The organism is Micromonospora sp. DT46 (genome assembly GCF_049841735.1).
In the GTDB taxonomy this organism is placed as follows: Bacteria; Actinomycetota; Actinomycetes; order Mycobacteriales; family Micromonosporaceae; genus Micromonospora; species Micromonospora reichwaldensis.
The window spans coordinates 160,114-177,346 of record NZ_JBNCKW010000012.1 but is presented as its reverse complement, the minus strand read 5'-3'; the positions used below and the strand labels follow the sequence as shown (position 1 = coordinate 177,346).

The following is a 17,233-nucleotide window of genomic DNA, read 5'->3' as shown; positions in this document are numbered from 1 at the left end:
GGCGCCGGGGGGGCCGGGGGGGGTGGGCGGGGGGGGGGGCGCGGCCGGGCTGCCCCTCTTGGCCGCCGGCCGCGGCGCGGGGCGGGGGGCCCGCACGGCCGGTGGGCCGCCGCGTCCGGCGCTCAGCGCGGCGGCCCACCGGTGCACACCCCCCCACCACCAGGAGGTGCACCATGAACCGGACACCCCGCTCCCGGACGCGCACACCGAGGCTGCTCGGCGCGGCGCTCACCGCCGGCGCCCTGGCCGTCGGCACGGTGCTCGCGACCACCTCGTCGGCGCACGCCGACACCCTGTTCAGCGACACGTTCTCCGACGGCGCGGCCGACGGATGGTCCCGCTCCGGCGGCAGCTGGTCGGTGGTGACCGACGGCTCGTACGCCTACCGGCAGTCCGGCACCAGCAGCGACGCCCGGGCCCTGGCCGGCGCGGGCACCTGGACCGACTACGGGGTGCAGGCCCGGGTCCGGCCGACGGGCTTCGGCGGGGCGAACCGGCACGCCGGGGTGATCGCCCGGGCGCAGAGCAGCAGCAGCTACTACGCGCTGGTGGTGACCGCGAGCGGCGGCGTGCAGCTGATCCGCCGCTCCGGCGGCGACCCGGTGTCGCTGGGCTCCGCCCCGGCCGGGATCACCGTCGGCAGCTGGGCGACGCTGCGGCTGGAGGCGGTCGGCAGCTCGCTGCGCGGCTACGTCGACGGCACGCTACGGGTGCAGGCCACCGACGGCGCGTTCGCCGCGGGACGGGTCGGCCTGGCCACCTCGTACGCGAGCGCCACCTTCGACGACGTCCAGGTGGACACGGCCACCGGCGCCCCGCCCACGGCCACGCCGACCGGCGGGCCCACCCTGCCGCCGACCGGGCCCCCGATCGATCCGGGCGCCCCGCCGATCGGTTTCGCCTCGGTGCACGCGCTCGGCCAGAACGGCACCACCGGCGGGGCCGGCGGCCCGACTGTCACGGTGGACACGGCCGCCGAGCTCCTCGCCGCGATCGGCACGGCCGGCCCGCTGACCGTGCGGGTGGACGGGATGATCGCGCTGCCCGGCCCGATGCACGACGTCACCTCGGACAAGACGATCGTCGGCGTCGGCGCGAACTCCGGCATCACCGGCGGCGGGCTGAACATCGGCCTGCCGGTCAGCGATGCGACCAGCCCGCCGGCGAACGCCGTGCACAACGTGATCGTGCGGAACCTGAACTTCCGCAACACCGTCGACGACGCGATCAACGTGCAGATGTTCTCGCACCACGTGTGGATCGACCACAACGACCTGGCGTACGGCTACGACGGCCTGATCGACGTCAAGCGCGGGTCCAGCTACGTCACCGTGTCCTGGAACCACACCCACCACCACACGAAGAACATGCTGCTCGGCCACGACGACCGCAACGCCGCCCAGGACGTCGGCAACCTCAAGGTCACGTACCACCACAACTGGTTCGACCGCACGCCGCAGCGCAACCCCCGGGTCCGCTACGGCGATCCCGTGCACGTGTTCAACAACTACTTCGTCTACAACACCGACGTCGGGGTGGCCTGCCAACTCGACTCCGGCTGCGTGGTCGAGGGCAACTACTTCGAGGACGTCGAGGTGCCCTGGTCGATCAGCTACTCCGGGGACCGGGGCCGCATGATCGCCCGCGACAACGTGCTCGCCGGTACCAGCGAGCCCGGCGACGCGGGCGGCACCGTCCAGGAGCCGCGCACGTTCTACCCGTACACCCTGACCGAGCCGGCCACTGTGAAGTCCGTCGTCACGGCCGGCGCCGGCACCGGCAAGCTCCCCTACTGACCGCCCCTCCGCGGACCGCCGGGTGCGGTTCGGCGCCGGGCATCGGCCCGGCGGTCCACGGCGCACCACACCCTCAGGGATCGATGTTCATCGATCATTTGATCACCACCAGGGAGGTCCCGTGCACCACTCCGACACTCGTCGGCGGAGGCACCGCCGAGGGTTCCTCACCGCGATCGGGGCCGCGTTCCTCGCGGTCGCCCTCACCGTCGGCATGGCCGCCACGGCCCACGCCGACACGCTCTTCTCCGACGACTTCTCCGACGGCAACTCGTCCGGCTGGACGGCCTCCGGCGGAAGCTGGTCGGTGACCGGCGACAGCGCGCGGGCGCTGCGACAGGGCGGCACCAGCAGCGACGCCCGCTCGCTGGCCGGCACGTCGAGCTGGACGGACTACTCCGTCCAGACGACCGTCCGGCCGACGGCGTTCAACGGATCGAACCGGTTCGTCGCGCTGCTCGCCCGGGTGCAGAGCAGCACCAGCTACTACTACCTCGCGCTGCGCAGCAACAACACCGTCGAGCTCAAGCGGCTGACCGGCGGCTCCGCCACCACGCTGGACACCGCCGCCCTGCCGGTCGGCACCGGGACGACCTACACCGTGCGGCTGGACGTCGCCGGCGGCTCGCTCAAGGGGTACGTGAACGGCGCCCTGCTCGCCGAGGCGACCGACACCTCGTACGCCAGCGGCCGGATCGGCGTCGCGACGTTCTACGCCAGCGCCGACTTCGACGACGTGCGGGTCGACTCGGGCGGCGCCGGCCCCACGCCGACGCCGACCAACCCGACGCCGTCGCCGACCGGCGACCCGGGCAACCCCGGCACCAACGTGGCCGACGGTTGGGCCTCGGTCGACGCGTGGGGCCAGAACGGCACCACCGGCGGCGCGGGCGGTCCGACCGTCACGGTCTCGACCGCCAGCCAGTTCGTCACCGAGGCGGCATCGAGCGGGCCGAAGATCATCCAGGTCAGCGGGATGATCGCGCTGCCCGGCCCGATGCACGAGGTCACCTCGGACAAGACGATCGTCGGCGTCGGCGCCAACTCCGGGTTCACCGGCGGCGGCCTGAACATCGGCCTGCCGATCGACAACGCGGTCACCGCGCCGCCCGCCAACGCCGTGCACAACGTGATCGTCCGGAACCTCAACTTCCGGAACTGGGCGGACGACGCGATCAACGTGCAGATGTTCTCCCACCACGTCTGGATCGACCACAACACCTGGACCACCGGGGCGGACGGCGGCGTCGACATCAAGCGCGGCTCGTCGTACGTGACGGTCTCCTACAACCACGCCGACGGCACCGACAAGAACATGCTGCTCGGCCACGACGACGGCAACGCCGCCCAGGACACCGGCCGGCTGAAGGTCACCTACCACCACAACTTCTTCGACAACACCAACCAGCGCAACCCGCGCGTGCGCTTCGGCGACCAGGTGCACGTCTACAACAACTACTACCTGAACACCGGCAACTACGGCGTCGCGTCCACCGAGAACGCCGGGGTCGTCGTCGAGGGCAACCACTTCGAGAACGTCGACGACCCGTACCACCTGGCGGAGGGCTCCTCCGGCGACGGCCGACTGGTCGCCAGGAACAACTGCCTGGTCAACTCCGGCGCCGGGCAGACCGGCGGCAGCGTGACCAACCCGCCGTACGCGTACACCGTGGGCACGGCCTGCGACATGAAGGCCGTGGTCACGGCGCAGGCCGGGGTCGGCCGGGTCGGCCTGCCCGGCAACCCGACCACCCCGCCGCCGAGCACCCCGGCGCCGACCCCGACGCCGACCTTGCCGCCGGCCGGGGACCTGGTCGGCTGGGCGACCCAGAACGGCGGCACCACCGGCGGGGCCGGCGGCCAGACCGTCACCGTCTCCGACGGCCAGGCGCTCGCCGACGCCCTGGAGTCCTCGTCACCGCTGGTCATCCGGGTCACCGGGTCGCTGACCATGCCCGACAAGATGAACGACGTGCGCAGCAACAAGACCGTGCTCGGCGTGGGCGCCGCGACGCTGGACAACGGGTTGAACATCAGCGGCGCGAGCAACGTCATCGTCCGCAACCTGACCTTCCGGGGCTGGGACGACGACGCGATCAACGTGCAGGGCTCGCGCAACGTCTGGATCGACCACAACACGTTCGACGGCGGCTACGACGGCGCGGTGGACGTCAAACGGGCCTCCGACTTCGTCACCGTCTCGTGGAACCGGGTCACGAACCACACCAAGAGCATGCTGCTCGGCCACGACGACGGGCACACGGCCGACATCGGCCACCTGCGGGTCACCTACCACCACAACTGGTTCGACGGGAGCAAGGAGCGCCACCCGCGCGTCCGGTTCGGTGACCCGGTGCACGTGTTCAACAACTACTACTACGGCGCGGACTACGGCGTGGCGTCCACGATGGGCGCCGGGGTGCTGGTCGAGGGCAACCACTTCGAGAACGTGACCCGCCCCACCGCCGTCGGCTACGCCGAGTCGGACCCGGGTGACCTGGTCCAGCGCAACAACATCTTCACCAACTCCGGCGCGCCGGAGAGCGCCGGGGACGTCGCCCCCATTCCCTACCCGTACCGGCTCGACGACGCGAGCGGGGTCAAGGCGGCCGTGACCGCCGGGGCCGGCGCCGGTCGGATCAACCCCTGAGCCGGACCCGGGGGTGGCGGTCGGGCCGACCGTCACCCCCGGGGCGGTGGCCGGGCGGGCTGCAACAGACCTGCACGTACGGCATCGGCGACGGTGGGCAGGGCGAGAGCCCGGAAGCGATAGCCCCCACCAGGGCGGCGGCGGCCCCGCTGACCATCCGGTCCCGCGGGGCCGTCGCATGTGGTCACCCTTTTCGCGGGGGCGTGCGGCCGCGACGGTAGCGTGGCGCCTCAGCACGGCCCGTGGGGCGGCTCTCCCGCCGGCGCGGCGCTCGCGATCGTACGGAGGAGGATGCATGTCCCACGGCGACGACCCGTTCGCGGCACGCGAGGACGCGGCCTCGCGGCCGAGCTTCGACCTCGCGCTGCGCGGCTACGACAAGCGGCAGGTGGACCGCTACGTCGAGCAGGTCGACGGCGAACGGTCGGCGCGGGCCGCGGAGCGGGAACGGGCCTCGACCCAGCTGCGGGAGCTGACCGTCGAGGTGCACCGGCTGCGCGCGGAGGCGACCGAGCTGCGGGACCGGCCGGCGCAGCCGGACCGGGCGTCCTTCCGCGACCTCGGTCCGATGGTCGACCAGATCCTGGCCCTGGCCGAGAAGCAGGCCGGGGCCATCACCGACGCCGCCGGGCAGCGGGCCGCCGAACTCGAGGCCGAGGCGGAGCGGGTGCTCGCCGAGGCCCGCGAGCAAGCCAGCACGACGCTGCGTGAGCTGACGGAGGAGGCGGCCGCGCGGCGCGACGAGCACGACCGGGAACACGAGGAACGCCGCGCCAACGCCCAGGCCGAGCTGGCCAGGATCCGGGAGGCGGCGGAACGGCTGCGGACGGCGGGCGAGGCGGCCCACGACCACGCGATGCAGGAGGCGAAGCGGATCGACGAGCAGACCGCCCAGCAGGTCGAGCAGGCCCGCGTCGAGTCCGAGGCGTTCCTGGCCTCGGCCCGCGCCCAGATCCAGCAGGAGGTGCAGGCGGCGCGCGCGAAGACCCAGCAGGAGCTGGGCAAGTGGCAGGCCGGCGTGGAGCGGGAGATCAACGACCGGCGGGCCGCCGCCGAGCAGGAGATCGCCGAGCAGCTCGCGTCCGCCGAGCGGGAGCTCGGCGCCCAGCGTACGGCGGCCGAGCAGGAGATCGCGACGCTGATCGCGGAGGCCCAGCAGTACGCAGCCAAGGTCCGCCAGCACGTGGACGAACAGGCCGCGACCCACCAGCAGCAACTCGCCGCGACACAGCAGGGCATCCGGGACCGGCGGGAGGCGCTGGCGCGGATGCAGTCCGAGCTGGACGCCGCCCAGCAGCAGCTGGCCCAGGCGCGGCAGGAGAGCGCCGGCGTCGAGCACGAGTTCGCCGAGGTGCAGCAGCGCCTCACCGAGACCCGGCAGGAGCTGACCGACGAGCTGCGCCGCCTCGACGAGGCGCGCCGGGCCGCGGACTCCGCCGAGCAGCACGCCAAGGAGGTCCGCGCCCGGGTCAAGCGGGAGGCGAAGCGGGTCGCCGACCTGGCCGCGGCGGCGGTCATGGCGGCCGCCACGGGCGGCGCGGAGACCGCCGAGTACCCGCAGGTCGCGGCCCGGCCGAGGCCGGACCGGCCGGTGCCGGTGGCGGTGCGCCCCGCCGACGACGCGGCCCCGGAGGGCAGCGACGACGCGGCGGCGCCCGGCGACGGCGGGCGGGCCCCGGCCGAGGCGCCGGCGCCGCAGCCGGCGAACCAGGTGGTCACGGCCGGCTGACCCGGCGCCGGGTGGTGACCGGCGGCGGCCGACCGCCCCGCGCCGGGCAGCCGGCCGTCGGCCGCCACGGTCCGCAGCGTCAGGGGCGCATCTCGTACGCGCCGCTGAGCGCCGCCACCCGCGCCCACATCCGCGCCGTGCGCCCCGCGTCCGCCACGGGCCGACGGACGTGCGCCAGCGCCCAGGCGGCCTGCTCCCCGGTGGTCGCCGCCCGGCCGTGCAGGTCGACGGCGTACGCGGAGAAGTCGCGGACCAGGACGTCGAATATCTCGTCGAGCACGTCGCGGTCCAGGCCGGTCAGCTCGGCCTGCTCCAGGATCAGGTGGCCGTAGACGATCAGCGCGAAGAGCTGGCCGAGGGCGAGCAGGAAGTCGAGGTCGCGCTGCTGCTCCTCGCTCGGGGCGTGGGCGGCCAGCAGCGCGCAGAAGCCGTCGGCCTGCTCGCGGAAGCGGGCGACGTTGGGCACCTCGGCGTGGGCGTCGTAGGCGGCGCGCCAGTCGTGGAACCGGATCGTGCCGAGGCCCCGGGCCGGGCCCTGCCGGAAGAGGAACTCGTCGTCGGTGGCGTCGTGCCGGGTCGGCACCGGCGGGTGTTCGGCCGGGTGGAACAGGTAGTTGGCCATGAACTTCATGATCAGTGTGAGGTTGACGTGCACCGTTCCTTCGAGCTTGGGCAGCCCGCGGATGTCCTTGGCGGCCTTGTCGAAGTAGGTGTCCGCCTCGAAGCCCTTGGCGGCGATGACGTCCCAGAGCAGGTCGACGACCCGCTCGCCCTCGGTGGTGACCTTCATCTTGGTCATCGGGTTGAACAGCAGGTAGCGGCGGTCGTCCGGGCCCGCCGAGCGGAAGTAGTCGACGGCGCGGTCGCTGAACAGCTTCATCGCGACCAGGCGCGCGTACGCGTCGGTCAGCTCGCGCCGTACGTGCGGGAAGTCGGTGACCCGCCGGCCGTAGAGGACCCTGTTGTGGGCGTGGGTCACGGCCTCGTACATGGCGTGCTCGCAGATGCCGATCGAGGCGGTGCAGAGGTTGAACTTGCCCACGTTGACGGTGTTGAGCGCGGCGTCGAACGCGGCCCGTCCGGTGTGCAGCACGTCCTCGGGGCGCACCGGGTAGTCCTGGAGGCGGAACTCGCTGACGTACATCTGCGCGTTCACCACGTTGCGGACCAGGTGGTAGGCGGGGTGGCGGCTGTCGGCGGCGAAGAAGACGTAGCCGTCCGGTCCCTCGACGTCGGCGCGGCGGCCGAAGACGGAGACCAGTCCGGCGACGTTGCCGTTGCCGATGTAGTACTTGGCGCCGGTGGCGCGGAACCCGCCGTCGCCGTCGGGGGTGAGGACCATGTCGGTGGAGTAGATGTCCGCGCCGTGGGCGCGCTCGGAGAGGCCGAACGCCATCACGTGGCCGTCGGCGAGCAGCCCGGCGGCGCGGGCCCGCGCGGCGGCGTTTTCGCTCTGCCAGACCGGGCCGAGGCCGAGCACCGTGACCTGCCAGGTGTACCAGTAGCCGAGGCCGTAGAAGCCGAGGATCTCGCTGAGCGCGGCGTTGCGTGCGGTGTCCCAGCGCCTCGCCGGGTCCCCTCCCCCGTCGGCGGCCGGCGTGCAGAAGGCGGCGAACAGCCCCTCCTTCGCGGCGAAGTCCAGGAAGTCGGCGTACCACTCGTGCCGGTCGTAGGAGTCGAGCAGCGCCTTCTTCCCCCGGCCCTCGAACCAGTCGACGGTGGCCCGCAGCAGCCGGCGGGAGGTGTCGTCGAGGTGGGTGGGGTCGTAGCTGTGCGGGTCGAGCAGGAGCGAGTCCGCCATGACGGGACTCCCTTCGGTGGGGTGGGTCAGTCGTCCAGGGTGCGCAGGGTGGCCAGCACGTCGTCGAGCCAGGCGAGCACCATCCGCTCGTACGCGATGCCGCCGCGCAGCACGACGTGCTGGAGCGCCGCTGCGGCGTCGGGCGCGACGGGGTCGGGGAAGTCCCGCCGCTCGCCGGCCAGGTAGCGGGCGAGCGTCTCCTCGTGGGTGGCGCGGTAGCGCTCGACCTCGGCGACGAGCGCGGCGCGGCCGGCGGCGTCGTCGAAGGCGGCCCCGCGGATCTTGACGGCCAGTTCGTGCCGGACCGCCTCGGGTTGGACGGGCGCGCGCAGCCAGTCCACAAGCGCGGCCCGGCCGGCCGGCGCCACCGAGAAGGACCGCTTGTCGGGGCGGCCCTTCTGGCCGATCTCCTCGGCGGTGACCCAGCCGTCGGCCTCCATCCGCTTCAGCACCCGGTAGATCTGCTGGTGGGTGGCCGTCCAGAAGCGGCCGATGGAGCGCTCGAAACGCCGGGCCAGCTCGTAGCCGGAGCCCGGCCGTTCGAGCAGGGAGACCAGGATCGCGTGTTCGAGCGCCATGCCCGCCATCCTGCTATGCAATTCGTTGCATAGCAAGCTTGGGTGCGTGAGGTGCCCTACACTGCCCGCGGCAGGCGGTAGCGCAGAGGTCGTCGCGTCTCCCTCTCAAGGAGAAAGACGCCGGTTCGAATCCGGCCCGTCCGCCACCCGGGCGTCGCCCGGCCGCCACGTGCGGGCCGTAGCGCAGCGGTCGTCGCGCCCGGTCTCCAAAACCGGGAGGACGCCGGTTCGAATCCGGCCGGCCCGCACTCCTACACTCGCCGACGAGCGGGTCGTAGCGCAGCGGTCGTCGCGCCCGATTGCTCATCGGGAGGACGCCGGTTCGATCCCGGCCGGCCCGCTCCCGACGGAACGAGGACGCCGAGATGGAACGCCGCCGGCAGCGGGAGAAGCAACTGCGACTCCTGGGCTACGCCTCCCCGCCGGCCGTGATCGCCGCCGCCACCGCCCGCCGACGGGCCGGTGACTGGCGGGGTGCCTGCGCCGCCGCAGCGGTCGACGCGCACGTCGACCTGCGGGACGTGGCCGCCCGGTACGGCACCGACGAGGCCGCCCGCGTCGAAGGCGAGCTGCGCGGCCTCGCCCCCGACCTGCTGCGCCGCTTCCTGCCCCGCACCGGGTCGCTGGCCCTGCTGCCCCGCGCTGCCGTCGTGCTCTCCCGGCTGCCCGGCCCGGTCCGGACGACCCCGCGGCTGCTCCGCCGGGGCGTCCCGCTGCTGGTGGCGACCCTGCCGCTCACCGACCACAGCCCCCAGCGGATCGGGCTGCGGGTCACCGACAGCCTGCGCCTGCCAACCCGGTGGCACGACCTGCCCGGCTGGTGCTGGGACGCCGAGGCGGTCGCCACCCGCCGCTGGGCCTACGGCGCCTCGGCCGTCCGGCTCGCCTGGCACACGCCCGACGGCCGCCCGTACCCGCAGGGCGGCACGGCCGCGGCCGGTCGTGCCGACGACCGCGCCACGGAGGTGGAGACGGTGGCCGCGCTGCTGGCGGCCCGACAGCCGGTGGCGGCGTACGAGGCGGCCGGGCTCGCCGTCGACCCGGACGTGGGCCGGCAGGACCCCGCCTGGCGCGCGCCCGCGCTCGTCGTCCACGCCCCGGCGCTGTCCGTGCTCGCCGATGAGACCCGGCGGCTCGCCCACCGCTACGGGACGACGACGCAGTTCGGCGACAGCCACAGGCTGGCCGTCGAGGTCGCCGCCGACGGCCGGCTGACCGTCCGCCAGGCGGCCTGGGACGAGCCGGTCGCCGGGCCATACGCCTTCGGGGTGCCCGCGCCGGCGGACGTGGCGCTGCTGCGCTGGGGCGACCTGGCCCCGGACGAGCTGCACCCGCTGGTGCACGAGGCCCTCTTTCCCGGGCGGACCCAGGCATGGCGGGCTCCGGAGCCGGCGCCGTGCCCACCGATCCGGATCCGGTGCGGGCGGGACTGGCACTCCGTCCAGCTCGCGGCCGGCCGCCTCGTCACCGCGCACACCGACGAGGAGTTGCGCCGGGAGTTCCTGCTCGCCGGGCTGGGCGGGCCGGTCGGTGGCTGCGCGGCGGCGGTGCGCTCCTGGCGTACCGGGGCGAAGCCGGTGCCGAAGGAGATCCGCAGGCTCCGGCAGGACCTCTTCGCCCGCGCGTTCCACGGCGACACCGAAGGGCTACTCGCCCTGCTCGCCGACGGGATCGACCCGGAGCTGCGCGACAACCAGGGTCGCACGCTGGCACACTGGCTGCCCTGGGTCGACCACCACCGGGTGCTCCCGGCGCTCACCGCGGCCGGGCTCGACCTCGACGCACCCGACCCGGGACGGGCACACCCCCCTGCACGCCGCCGCCCTCACGCTGGCCACCGAGGTGATGGAGGTCCTGCTCGCGGCCGGGGCCGATCCGGACGCTGTGGACGAGCGGGGTCGTACCGCCGCCGAAGTGCTCGCCTTCGCACGAACGCTGACGCGCCGGTAGGGGGCCGGTTGTCGGTGGCCTTCGGTATGCTCCCGCGCGGCGAGGCCGTAGCGCAGAGGTCGACGCGCCTTGACAGCAAGCTGGAGGACGCCGGTTCGAATCCGGCCGGTCTCGCCACCCCACCCTCCATGAAGGAGCACCGTGCCCGTCGATCCCACCGAGCTGGCGGCCTGCCTCGCCGTTCTCGGCCGGCTCGACGACGCCGACCTGGACGAGGCGACCCGGCAGAAACTGGAGCGGGCGGTCACGGCCGCCCACCGGGGGATCAAGAGGCGCGCCAGAGCGCGCCGGGACGCCACGACCCGGGCGGCGGACCGCGCGCTGCTGGCCACCGCAACGCGTTTCCACACCGAAATCCCCGACCCCGCACCGCCCGGCCCCGGTTCCGCACCATCCGGTGCCGACCCCGGCGCGGCCGGACGCGGGACGCTCCGCAGGGCACGGCACTGCTACGTGTGCAAGGTTCCCTACCGGCAGGTGGACGTGGACTACCACCTGATGTGCCCGCTGTGCGCGGCGGAGAACCGCGAGCGGCGCCACGCCCGCTGCGACCTGACCGGCCGCACCGCCGTGGTGACCGGCGGCCGGGTGAAGATCGGCTTCCACACCGCGCTCAAGCTGCTCCGTGACGGTGCCGACGTGATCGTGACGACCCGGTTCCCCCGCGACGCGGCCCGCCGCTTCGCCGCCGTGCCGGACGCCGACGACTGGACCGGCCGGCTCTACGTGCACGGGCTGGACCTGCTCGACCTGGCCGGCACGTTCGACTTCGTCGCGCTGGTCGGGCGGCGCTTCGCCGGGCTGGACATCCTGGTCAACAACGCCGCACAGACGCTCTACCGGCCGGCGGCGTACCACCGGGAGGTCCGGGCGGCCGAGTCCACGGCGCTGGACGGGCCGGCGGCACGGATCGCGATCGGCGCCGCGCCCGCCACGACCCCTTCGGCCGGGCTGCCCTCCGGGCTGGACGCGTTCTTCCCCGCCGGGCGGGTCGACGAGACGGGTCAGCCGCTCGACCTGCGCGAGGTCAACTCCTGGATGCTCAGCGACGCCGACGTCAGTCCGGACGAGTGGTTGCAGGTGCACGTGGTGAATGCGTTCGCGCCGTTCCTGCTCACCTCCCGGCTGCGCCCGCTGATGCGGGCGAGCGGCCATCCGCAGCGGCACGTCGTGCAGGTCTCCGCGATGGAGGGCAGCTACTCCCGTTCCGGCAAGACCACCCGGCACCCCCACACCAACATGGCCAAGGCCTCGCTGAACATGCTGGTCCGCACGGTCGCTCCCGATTACCTGACCAGCGGCATCCACATGAACAGCGTGGACACCGGCTGGGTCACCGACGAGCGGCCACACCCGGGCAAGGCGGCCCAGCGCGACCTCGGCTTCCGGCCACCACTCGACGTCGTCGACGGGGCCGCCCGGGTCTACGACCCGATCGTGCGCGGCGTACGCGGGACGCCGGTGAGCGGCCAGTTCCTCAAGGACTACCGGAGCGTGCCCTGGTGACCGACCCGACGCCGGTGCGCTGCCCGGCCATCGCCGACCCCGACGCCGGCCTCGCCGATCCCGGCGACTTCGACCCCCTGCTGGCCCGCCTCGCCGCGCCGGACACGGTCGCCGGGCCCGAGGTGTTCGCGCGCGGCACGGTGCAGCCCGACGGCCGGCTGGACCTGTGCAAGCAGGGCGTCGGCCCGGTGCAGACCGCCCGGATCGTGGCCGCCGCGGTCGACTCCCCGCTGGTGCGGCACCTGCTGTTGGGCACCAACGGCCTCGGCGCCGACGGCGCCCGGGCGGTGGCCGAGGCCCTGCGTCCGGGCCACCACCTCCAGACGCTCTACCTGGGTTGCAACCGGATCGACCCGGCCGGGGTCGACGCGCTCGCCGACCGGCTGGCCGGCGACGACACCGTGCGGGCGCTGTGGCTCAAGCGCAACCCGGTCGGCGACGAGGGTGTCCGCCGGCTCGCCGCGGCGCTCGCGGTGAACTCCGCCATCCGCACGCTCGACCTGGTCAACGTCGGCATGGGCGTGGCCGGGCTGACCGCCCTCGCGGAGGCGCTGACCGCCCGGGAGCGACCCGTACGGCGGCTCTTCCTCGGCGGCAACGGCTTCGGACCGGACGCCGTGCCGGTGCTCGGCGCGCTGGTCAACGCCGCCGGTGTGCGGGAGCTGTACCTGGCGGCCAACCACCTCGGCGACGCCGGCGTGGCCGCCCTCGCCGAACTGGTCGACGGGGTGGAGCTGACGCTCGGGCTGGGAGGCAACGGGATCACCCCGGCCGGGGTGGCGGTGCTGGCCCGGCACCTGGGTTCCTGGCGGGCGCTCGACCTGGCCCGGCCGCCGTCGGAGCGGGCCCTCGGGGCGCGCGGCAACGTCGTCGCCGACGAGGGCGCGGCAATGCTCGCCGACGCGCTGCCCGCCGCCCGGCTGCGTCGGCTGGACCTGCGGCGTACGGAGATCGGCGGGCGGGGCGCGCGGCGGCTCGTCGAGGCCATCGAGGGACACCCGACGCTGGAGTACCTCGGCATCAACGGCGGCGTGCCGCGCCGACAGCGCCGCCGCGCCTCGACACTGCTCGCCGAGCGGCCGGTCACCGCACCCCACGAGGACATCCGGGCGATCGCGAGCGTCTACCGGTGAACCCGCCCGTCATCGACGAGATCCGCACCTGGCAACGCATCCGCCGGTACGCCGTACCCGCCCCGATGATCGAGGCGTGCACCGCCGCCCGGGAAGCCGGCGACTGGCGGGCCGCCTGCGCCGCCGGGCGGATCGACGTGGCGTTCGACCTGGCCGAGGTGGCCCGGGAGCACGGCCGGTCCCGGGCCGGCCGGATCGAGGCGGACCTCGGCGTGCTCGCCCCGGATCTGCTGCGCTGGCACCTGCCGCGCGTACTCGGCGGCCGCACCGGTGTCGCCACCCACCAGCAGTTCCTGCTGTCCACGAGGGACGATCGGTTCGGCGACGGCGACGTCGCGCTGGTGGTGCGGACGCCGAAGACCGTGGACGGGTCGCAGCGGCTGCGGTTGACCGTCAGCCCCGTGCTGGCGGAGGACGTCATCCGGCAGGACCTGGCGCCGGCGTACTGGAGCGCCGGGCACGTGGACGGTCTCGCCGTCGCGTACGGCGGCTCGCCGGCCCGGCTGCCCGGCTTCGAGTCCGACGGCGCCCTCCGGCCGGTCGGGTCGTACGCGCCGGCGGTCGACCCGTACGACCCGGCGAGCCGGGCCGAGGTCTTCGACCGGCTCATCGCCGCTGGCGAGGTGCTCCAGGCGTGGGCCGTGGCCGGCGTCGACCTGGACCCAGACGTCCACCGCCTCGATCACGGGGTGGCGGACGCCGAGCAGGGTCGCCTGGTCCCGCTCGGGCTGGACGCCGAACTCGCCCGGCTCGAGGCCCGCTACGGCGCCGACCGGGTCATGATCGGCTCGGGGTGGCGGCTGGTGGCCGAGGTGCACCGGCTGCGCGACGGCTCGGTGGCCGCCTCGTTCGTCGGGTACGACCGGCAGCACTTCACCCGCCCCCGGTTCGCCACCGTGGTGCACGAGCGGCCCCCCGACCTGGACCTGGTGCGGCACGGCCTGCTCGACCCCGCCGATCTGCATCCCCTGGTGCGCCGGGCCCTGTTCCCGACGACACCGCCGGGGGCCGGCTCCGCCGCGCCGACGTCGGGCATACGGGTGCGCGTGCCGGTGCGCTGCGGGAGTGAATGGCACGCCCTCGTGCACGGCGGCGGCCGGCTCGACCCGGTCTCGCACACCCACGAGGAGGTCGCCGCGGAGGAGTTGCTGCGCGCCCTCGGCGGGCGGTCGGCGGGCTGCTTCGCCGCCGTCCAGGCGTGGCGGGGCGGCACCGGTCGGCTGCCCCGGCCGCTGCGCGAGCTGCGGCGCGACGTGCTGCTCCGGATCCAGCACGGCGGTGCGACGGCGCTGGCGGCGCTGCTCGACGCGGGGCTCGACCCGAGGGTGGCCGACGGCCGGGGTGGGACCCTGCTGCACCACCTGCGCGCCGTGGAGGACGTCGCGCTGCTGCGGCGACTGTGCGACGCCGGCGTCCCGATCGGGGCCGCTGACCGTCGAGGACGCACCGCCCTGCACGTGGCCGTGGGCGACGGCGGCACCCCGGAGCTGGTCCGCGCGCTGCTGGCGGCCGGCGCCGACCCGCACACCCCGGACGAGGACGACACCACCGCCTGCGGCCTGGCGGAGGGAAAGGCGAGCATGTACGACGACGACGGGGACGACGTGCGGCCGGTGTTCGAGATCCGGGACGTACTGGCAGAGTGGACGGGCCGGTGACGGCGACCGCGCGGGCGCTGACCGCGGCGGACGACCTCGTCGCCGCGACCCGCGCGTGGCGGACGGAGCCGGCCGCCGACCCGAAGGTCGAGGCGCTGGCCCTGGCGGTGTCGGCGAACCTGCCGGTGCTGCTGTGGGGCGAGCCGGGCATCGGCAAGTCCGCCACCCTGCAACAGCTCGCCGACGGGCTGGGCCTGCCGCTGGAGACGGTCATCGCCAGCGTGCACGAGCCGTCGGACTTCGCGGGGCTGCCGATCGTCGGGGACTCCCCGGCCACCGACGGCGTGCCGATGGCCCCGCCGGACTGGGCGGTCCGGCTGGCGCGTACCGGATCGGGGTTGCTCTTCTTCGACGAGCTCTCCTCGGCGCCGCCGGCGGTGCAGGCGGCGCTGCTGCGGGTGGTGCTGGAGCGCCGGGTCGGCAGCCTGTCGCTGCCGCCGTCGGTGCGGATCGTGGCGGCGGCGAACCCGCCGACCAGCGCGGCGGACGGCTGGCATCTGGCCCCGCCACTGGCGAACCGGTTCGTACACCTGCACTGGACGCACGACGCGCGCACCGTCGCGCGGGGCCTGGCCGGCACCTGGCCGGCAGTCAGCGTGCCGGCGGTCCGCCCCGCGCGCACCGGCACGGCGCTGGCGCGGGCGCGCGGGGCCGTCGCGGGTTTCCTCACCGCCCGGCCGGGGCTGACCCACCACCTGCCGGCCGACGCCGAGGCCCGTGGCGGCGCCTGGCCGTCGCCGCGCACCTGGGAGATGGTGCTGCGCCTGCTCGCCGTCCATCATGCCGCCGGAGCCGGGGCGGAGGCGCTGGCGCTGGCCGTGGTCGGCGCGGTGGGCGATGGCGCGGGGTTGGAGTTCGTCACCTACCTGGAGAACCTCGACCTGCCCGACCCGGAGCGGGTGCTCGCCGACCCGGAGGCGTTCCGGCTGCCCGAACGCGGCGACCGGCAGTTGGCGTTCCTCACCGCGGTGATCTCGGCGGTGCAGGCGAAGGTCGACCGGTCGCGCTGGGAGGCCGGCTGGGTGGTGCTGGGCAAGGCGGTCGAGGCGGGTGTGCCGGACGTGGCGGCGCGCGCCGCGATGGACCTCGCGGCGTTGCGCGACACCTCCTGGCCGGTGCCGCCGGCCATCCACGCCTTCGCCGAGGTGCTCGGGCTCTCGGGGCGCCTGACCGGATGAGCCCCGACGGTACCCGGCTGGACCGGACGAAGCTGCTCGCGGCCCGGTTCCGGGCGGCGCAGGACCGGCCCTACCTGGCCACCGCGCTGTACAGCCTCACCGTGGTGGAGTCCCCGGAGGTGCCCACCATGGGGGTGGACCGGCGCTGGCGCTGCCACGTCTCGCCGGAGTTCGTCGACCGGCTGCCGGTGCCGCAGCTCGCGGCGGTGTGGATCCACGAGGTCGCCCACCTCCTCCGCGACCACCACGGCCGGGCCGACCGTCTTCCGGCGGGTCAGCAGCACGACCACCACCGGGTCAACGTCGCGCAGGACTGCGAGATCAACGACGACCTGGTGGCGGACCGGCTGCCGCTGCCGGCCGACCGGGTCGAGCCGGCGACCTTCGGGCTGCCGACGGGCCTGCTGTTCGAGGCGTACCTGCCGCTGCTGCCGGCGCACGTGCGGGGACGCGAGGCGCCGGACTGCGGTTCGGGGGCACACGGTGTCGACCGGCGGTGGGAGATCGGTGGTGCGGGCGGAGTCAGCGCGGTCGAGGCGGGGGCGATCCGTCGGGAGACGGCACACGCCGTCCGCGCCCACGTCCGGGCCCGGGGCGCCGTCGCGGCCGGCTGGGAACGGTGGGCCGCCGAGGTGCTCGAGCCCCGGGTGGACTGGCGGCGGGCGTTGACCGGGGCGGTGCGCGAGGCGGCGGCCTGGGCCAGTGGCGCGGTCGACTACACGTACCGGCGCCCCTCGCGGCGTTCCGGGGCGACGCGCGGCGTGGTGCTGCCCAGCCTGCGCCGGCCGGTGCCCCGGGTGGCGATCGTGGTGGACACGTCGGGCTCGATGGGCGACGGTCAGCTCGCGGCGGCGCTCGCCGAGGTGGCCGGGGTGCTGCGGGCGGTCGGTGTCGGCGGCAACCGGGTCACGGTGCTCTCCTGCGACGCGGCCGTGCACGTCGTACGGCGGGTGCACACCGTCGGCGAGGTCCGGCTGGCCGGGGGCGGCGGCACCGACATGCGGGTCGGGATCGACGCCGCGCTGCGCGACCGGCCGCACGTCGTGGTGGTGCTGACCGACGGGCTGACGCCTTGGCCGGCCGCGCCGTTGGAGTCCGTCCGGGTGATCGCGGGGCTGATCGGCGCCGGCGCGCCGCAGCCCTCGTCCTGGATCGCCAGCGTCACGATCGACGACTGAGTCTGCTCGCCGGCCGACGATGCCGACTGGTCCAACCAGTTGACGGGTTGATGTGCGCTGCCCCACACTCCACGGC

The 17,233-nt window shown here is 74.7% G+C and carries 12 protein-coding genes and 4 tRNA genes; 13 read left to right on the top strand and 3 right to left on the bottom strand.

Annotation, left to right across the window (positions count from 1 at the left end):
* Positions 1–173 precede the first annotated feature (173 nt).
* The 3 genes from ACLQ20_RS28660 (at position 174) to ACLQ20_RS28650 (ending at position 6,175) form a co-directional block, all read left to right on the top strand.
* A complete protein-coding gene (locus ACLQ20_RS28660) occupies positions 174–1,796 on the top strand; it encodes a pectate lyase family protein (protein ID WP_425858144.1) in 1,623 nt (540 codons plus the stop codon).
* 121 nt (positions 1,797–1,917) lie between these two features.
* The gene (locus tag ACLQ20_RS28655) at positions 1,918–4,446 is read left to right on the top strand and encodes a pectate lyase family protein (RefSeq protein WP_425858143.1); all 2,529 of its coding nucleotides are present in this window, start codon (positions 1,918–1,920) and stop codon (positions 4,444–4,446) included.
* Positions 4,447–4,741: 295 nt separating this feature from the next.
* Complete coding sequence (locus tag ACLQ20_RS28650; RefSeq protein WP_425858142.1) at positions 4,742–6,175, top strand: hypothetical protein; 1,434 nt, start codon at positions 4,742–4,744, stop codon at positions 6,173–6,175.
* A gap of 79 nt (positions 6,176–6,254) precedes the next feature.
* Here ACLQ20_RS28650 and ACLQ20_RS28645 read toward each other — a convergent pair whose 3' ends face one another.
* Together ACLQ20_RS28645 and ACLQ20_RS28640 are read right to left on the bottom strand one after the other, a co-directional pair.
* Complete coding sequence (locus ACLQ20_RS28645) at positions 6,255–7,976, bottom strand: acyl-CoA dehydrogenase family protein (protein WP_425858141.1); 1,722 nt, start codon at positions 7,974–7,976, stop codon at positions 6,255–6,257.
* A gap of 26 nt (positions 7,977–8,002) precedes the next feature.
* The gene (locus tag ACLQ20_RS28640; RefSeq protein WP_425858140.1) at positions 8,003–8,554 is read right to left on the bottom strand and encodes a PadR family transcriptional regulator; all 552 of its coding nucleotides are present in this window, start codon (positions 8,552–8,554) and stop codon (positions 8,003–8,005) included.
* Between the two features lie 67 nt (positions 8,555–8,621).
* Here ACLQ20_RS28640 and ACLQ20_RS28635 point away from each other — a divergent pair.
* The 3 genes from ACLQ20_RS28635 (at position 8,622) to ACLQ20_RS28625 (ending at position 8,896) form a co-directional block, all read left to right on the top strand.
* A tRNA-Glu gene (locus tag ACLQ20_RS28635) sits at positions 8,622–8,699 on the top strand.
* A gap of 27 nt (positions 8,700–8,726) precedes the next feature.
* Positions 8,727–8,801 (top strand) — tRNA-Trp (locus tag ACLQ20_RS28630).
* Between the two features lie 20 nt (positions 8,802–8,821).
* Positions 8,822–8,896 (top strand) — tRNA-Ser (locus ACLQ20_RS28625).
* An 802-nt stretch (positions 8,897–9,698) separates the two neighbouring features.
* On the opposite strand, the gene ACLQ20_RS28620 is transcribed toward ACLQ20_RS28625, so the two are convergent.
* Complete coding sequence (locus ACLQ20_RS28620; protein WP_425858152.1) at positions 9,699–10,193, bottom strand: hypothetical protein; 495 nt, start codon at positions 10,191–10,193, stop codon at positions 9,699–9,701.
* Between ACLQ20_RS28620 and ACLQ20_RS28615 the strand changes: the two genes are divergently transcribed.
* From ACLQ20_RS28615 to ACLQ20_RS28585, 7 genes are all read left to right on the top strand, one after another.
* Positions 10,085–10,504 carry an ankyrin repeat domain-containing protein gene (locus tag ACLQ20_RS28615; RefSeq protein WP_425858139.1) on the top strand — a complete coding sequence of 140 codons (420 nt, stop codon included), beginning with the start codon at positions 10,085–10,087 and terminating at the stop codon, positions 10,502–10,504. The two genes, ACLQ20_RS28620 and ACLQ20_RS28615, sit on opposite strands and share 109 nt — an antisense overlap.
* Before the next feature lie 41 nt (positions 10,505–10,545).
* Positions 10,546–10,621: transfer RNA gene (locus ACLQ20_RS28610), tRNA-OTHER, on the top strand.
* A gap of 24 nt (positions 10,622–10,645) precedes the next feature.
* On the top strand, positions 10,646–12,010 hold the full coding sequence (locus ACLQ20_RS28605; RefSeq protein ID WP_425858138.1) for an SDR family NAD(P)-dependent oxidoreductase: 1,365 nt from the start codon (positions 10,646–10,648) through the stop codon (positions 12,008–12,010).
* Entirely contained in the window at positions 12,007–13,143 is a 1,137-nt protein-coding gene (locus ACLQ20_RS28600) for a gala protein (RefSeq protein WP_425858136.1), read from the top strand. The genes ACLQ20_RS28605 and ACLQ20_RS28600 overlap by 4 nt, the downstream gene beginning before the upstream one ends.
* On the top strand, positions 13,140–14,801 hold the full coding sequence (locus tag ACLQ20_RS28595; RefSeq protein ID WP_425858135.1) for an ankyrin repeat domain-containing protein: 1,662 nt from the start codon (positions 13,140–13,142) through the stop codon (positions 14,799–14,801). The genes ACLQ20_RS28600 and ACLQ20_RS28595 overlap by 4 nt, the downstream gene beginning before the upstream one ends.
* Positions 14,798–15,979 (top strand): AAA family ATPase, encoded by a 1,182-nt coding sequence (locus tag ACLQ20_RS28590; RefSeq protein WP_425858134.1) that lies wholly within the window; start codon positions 14,798–14,800, stop codon positions 15,977–15,979. The genes ACLQ20_RS28595 and ACLQ20_RS28590 overlap by 4 nt, the downstream gene beginning before the upstream one ends.
* Positions 15,976–17,157 carry a DUF2201 family putative metallopeptidase gene (locus ACLQ20_RS28585; RefSeq protein ID WP_425858132.1) on the top strand — a complete coding sequence of 394 codons (1,182 nt, stop codon included), beginning with the start codon at positions 15,976–15,978 and terminating at the stop codon, positions 17,155–17,157. The genes ACLQ20_RS28590 and ACLQ20_RS28585 overlap by 4 nt, the downstream gene beginning before the upstream one ends.
* Positions 17,158–17,233: the final 76 nt, after the last annotated feature.

Coding starts and splice junctions, on each gene's coding strand:
- ACLQ20_RS28660 (WP_425858144.1), top strand. CDS start 174: ATGAACCGGACACCCCGCTCCCGGACGCGCACACCGAGGCTGCTCGGC.
- ACLQ20_RS28650 (WP_425858142.1), top strand. CDS start 4,742: ATGTCCCACGGCGACGACCCGTTCGCGGCACGCGAGGACGCGGCCTCG.
- ACLQ20_RS28645 (WP_425858141.1), bottom strand. CDS start 7,976: ATGGCGGACTCGCTCCTGCTCGACCCGCACAGCTACGACCCCACCCAC.
- ACLQ20_RS28640 (WP_425858140.1), bottom strand. CDS start 8,554: ATGGCGCTCGAACACGCGATCCTGGTCTCCCTGCTCGAACGGCCGGGC.
- ACLQ20_RS28585 (WP_425858132.1), top strand. CDS start 15,976: ATGAGCCCCGACGGTACCCGGCTGGACCGGACGAAGCTGCTCGCGGCC.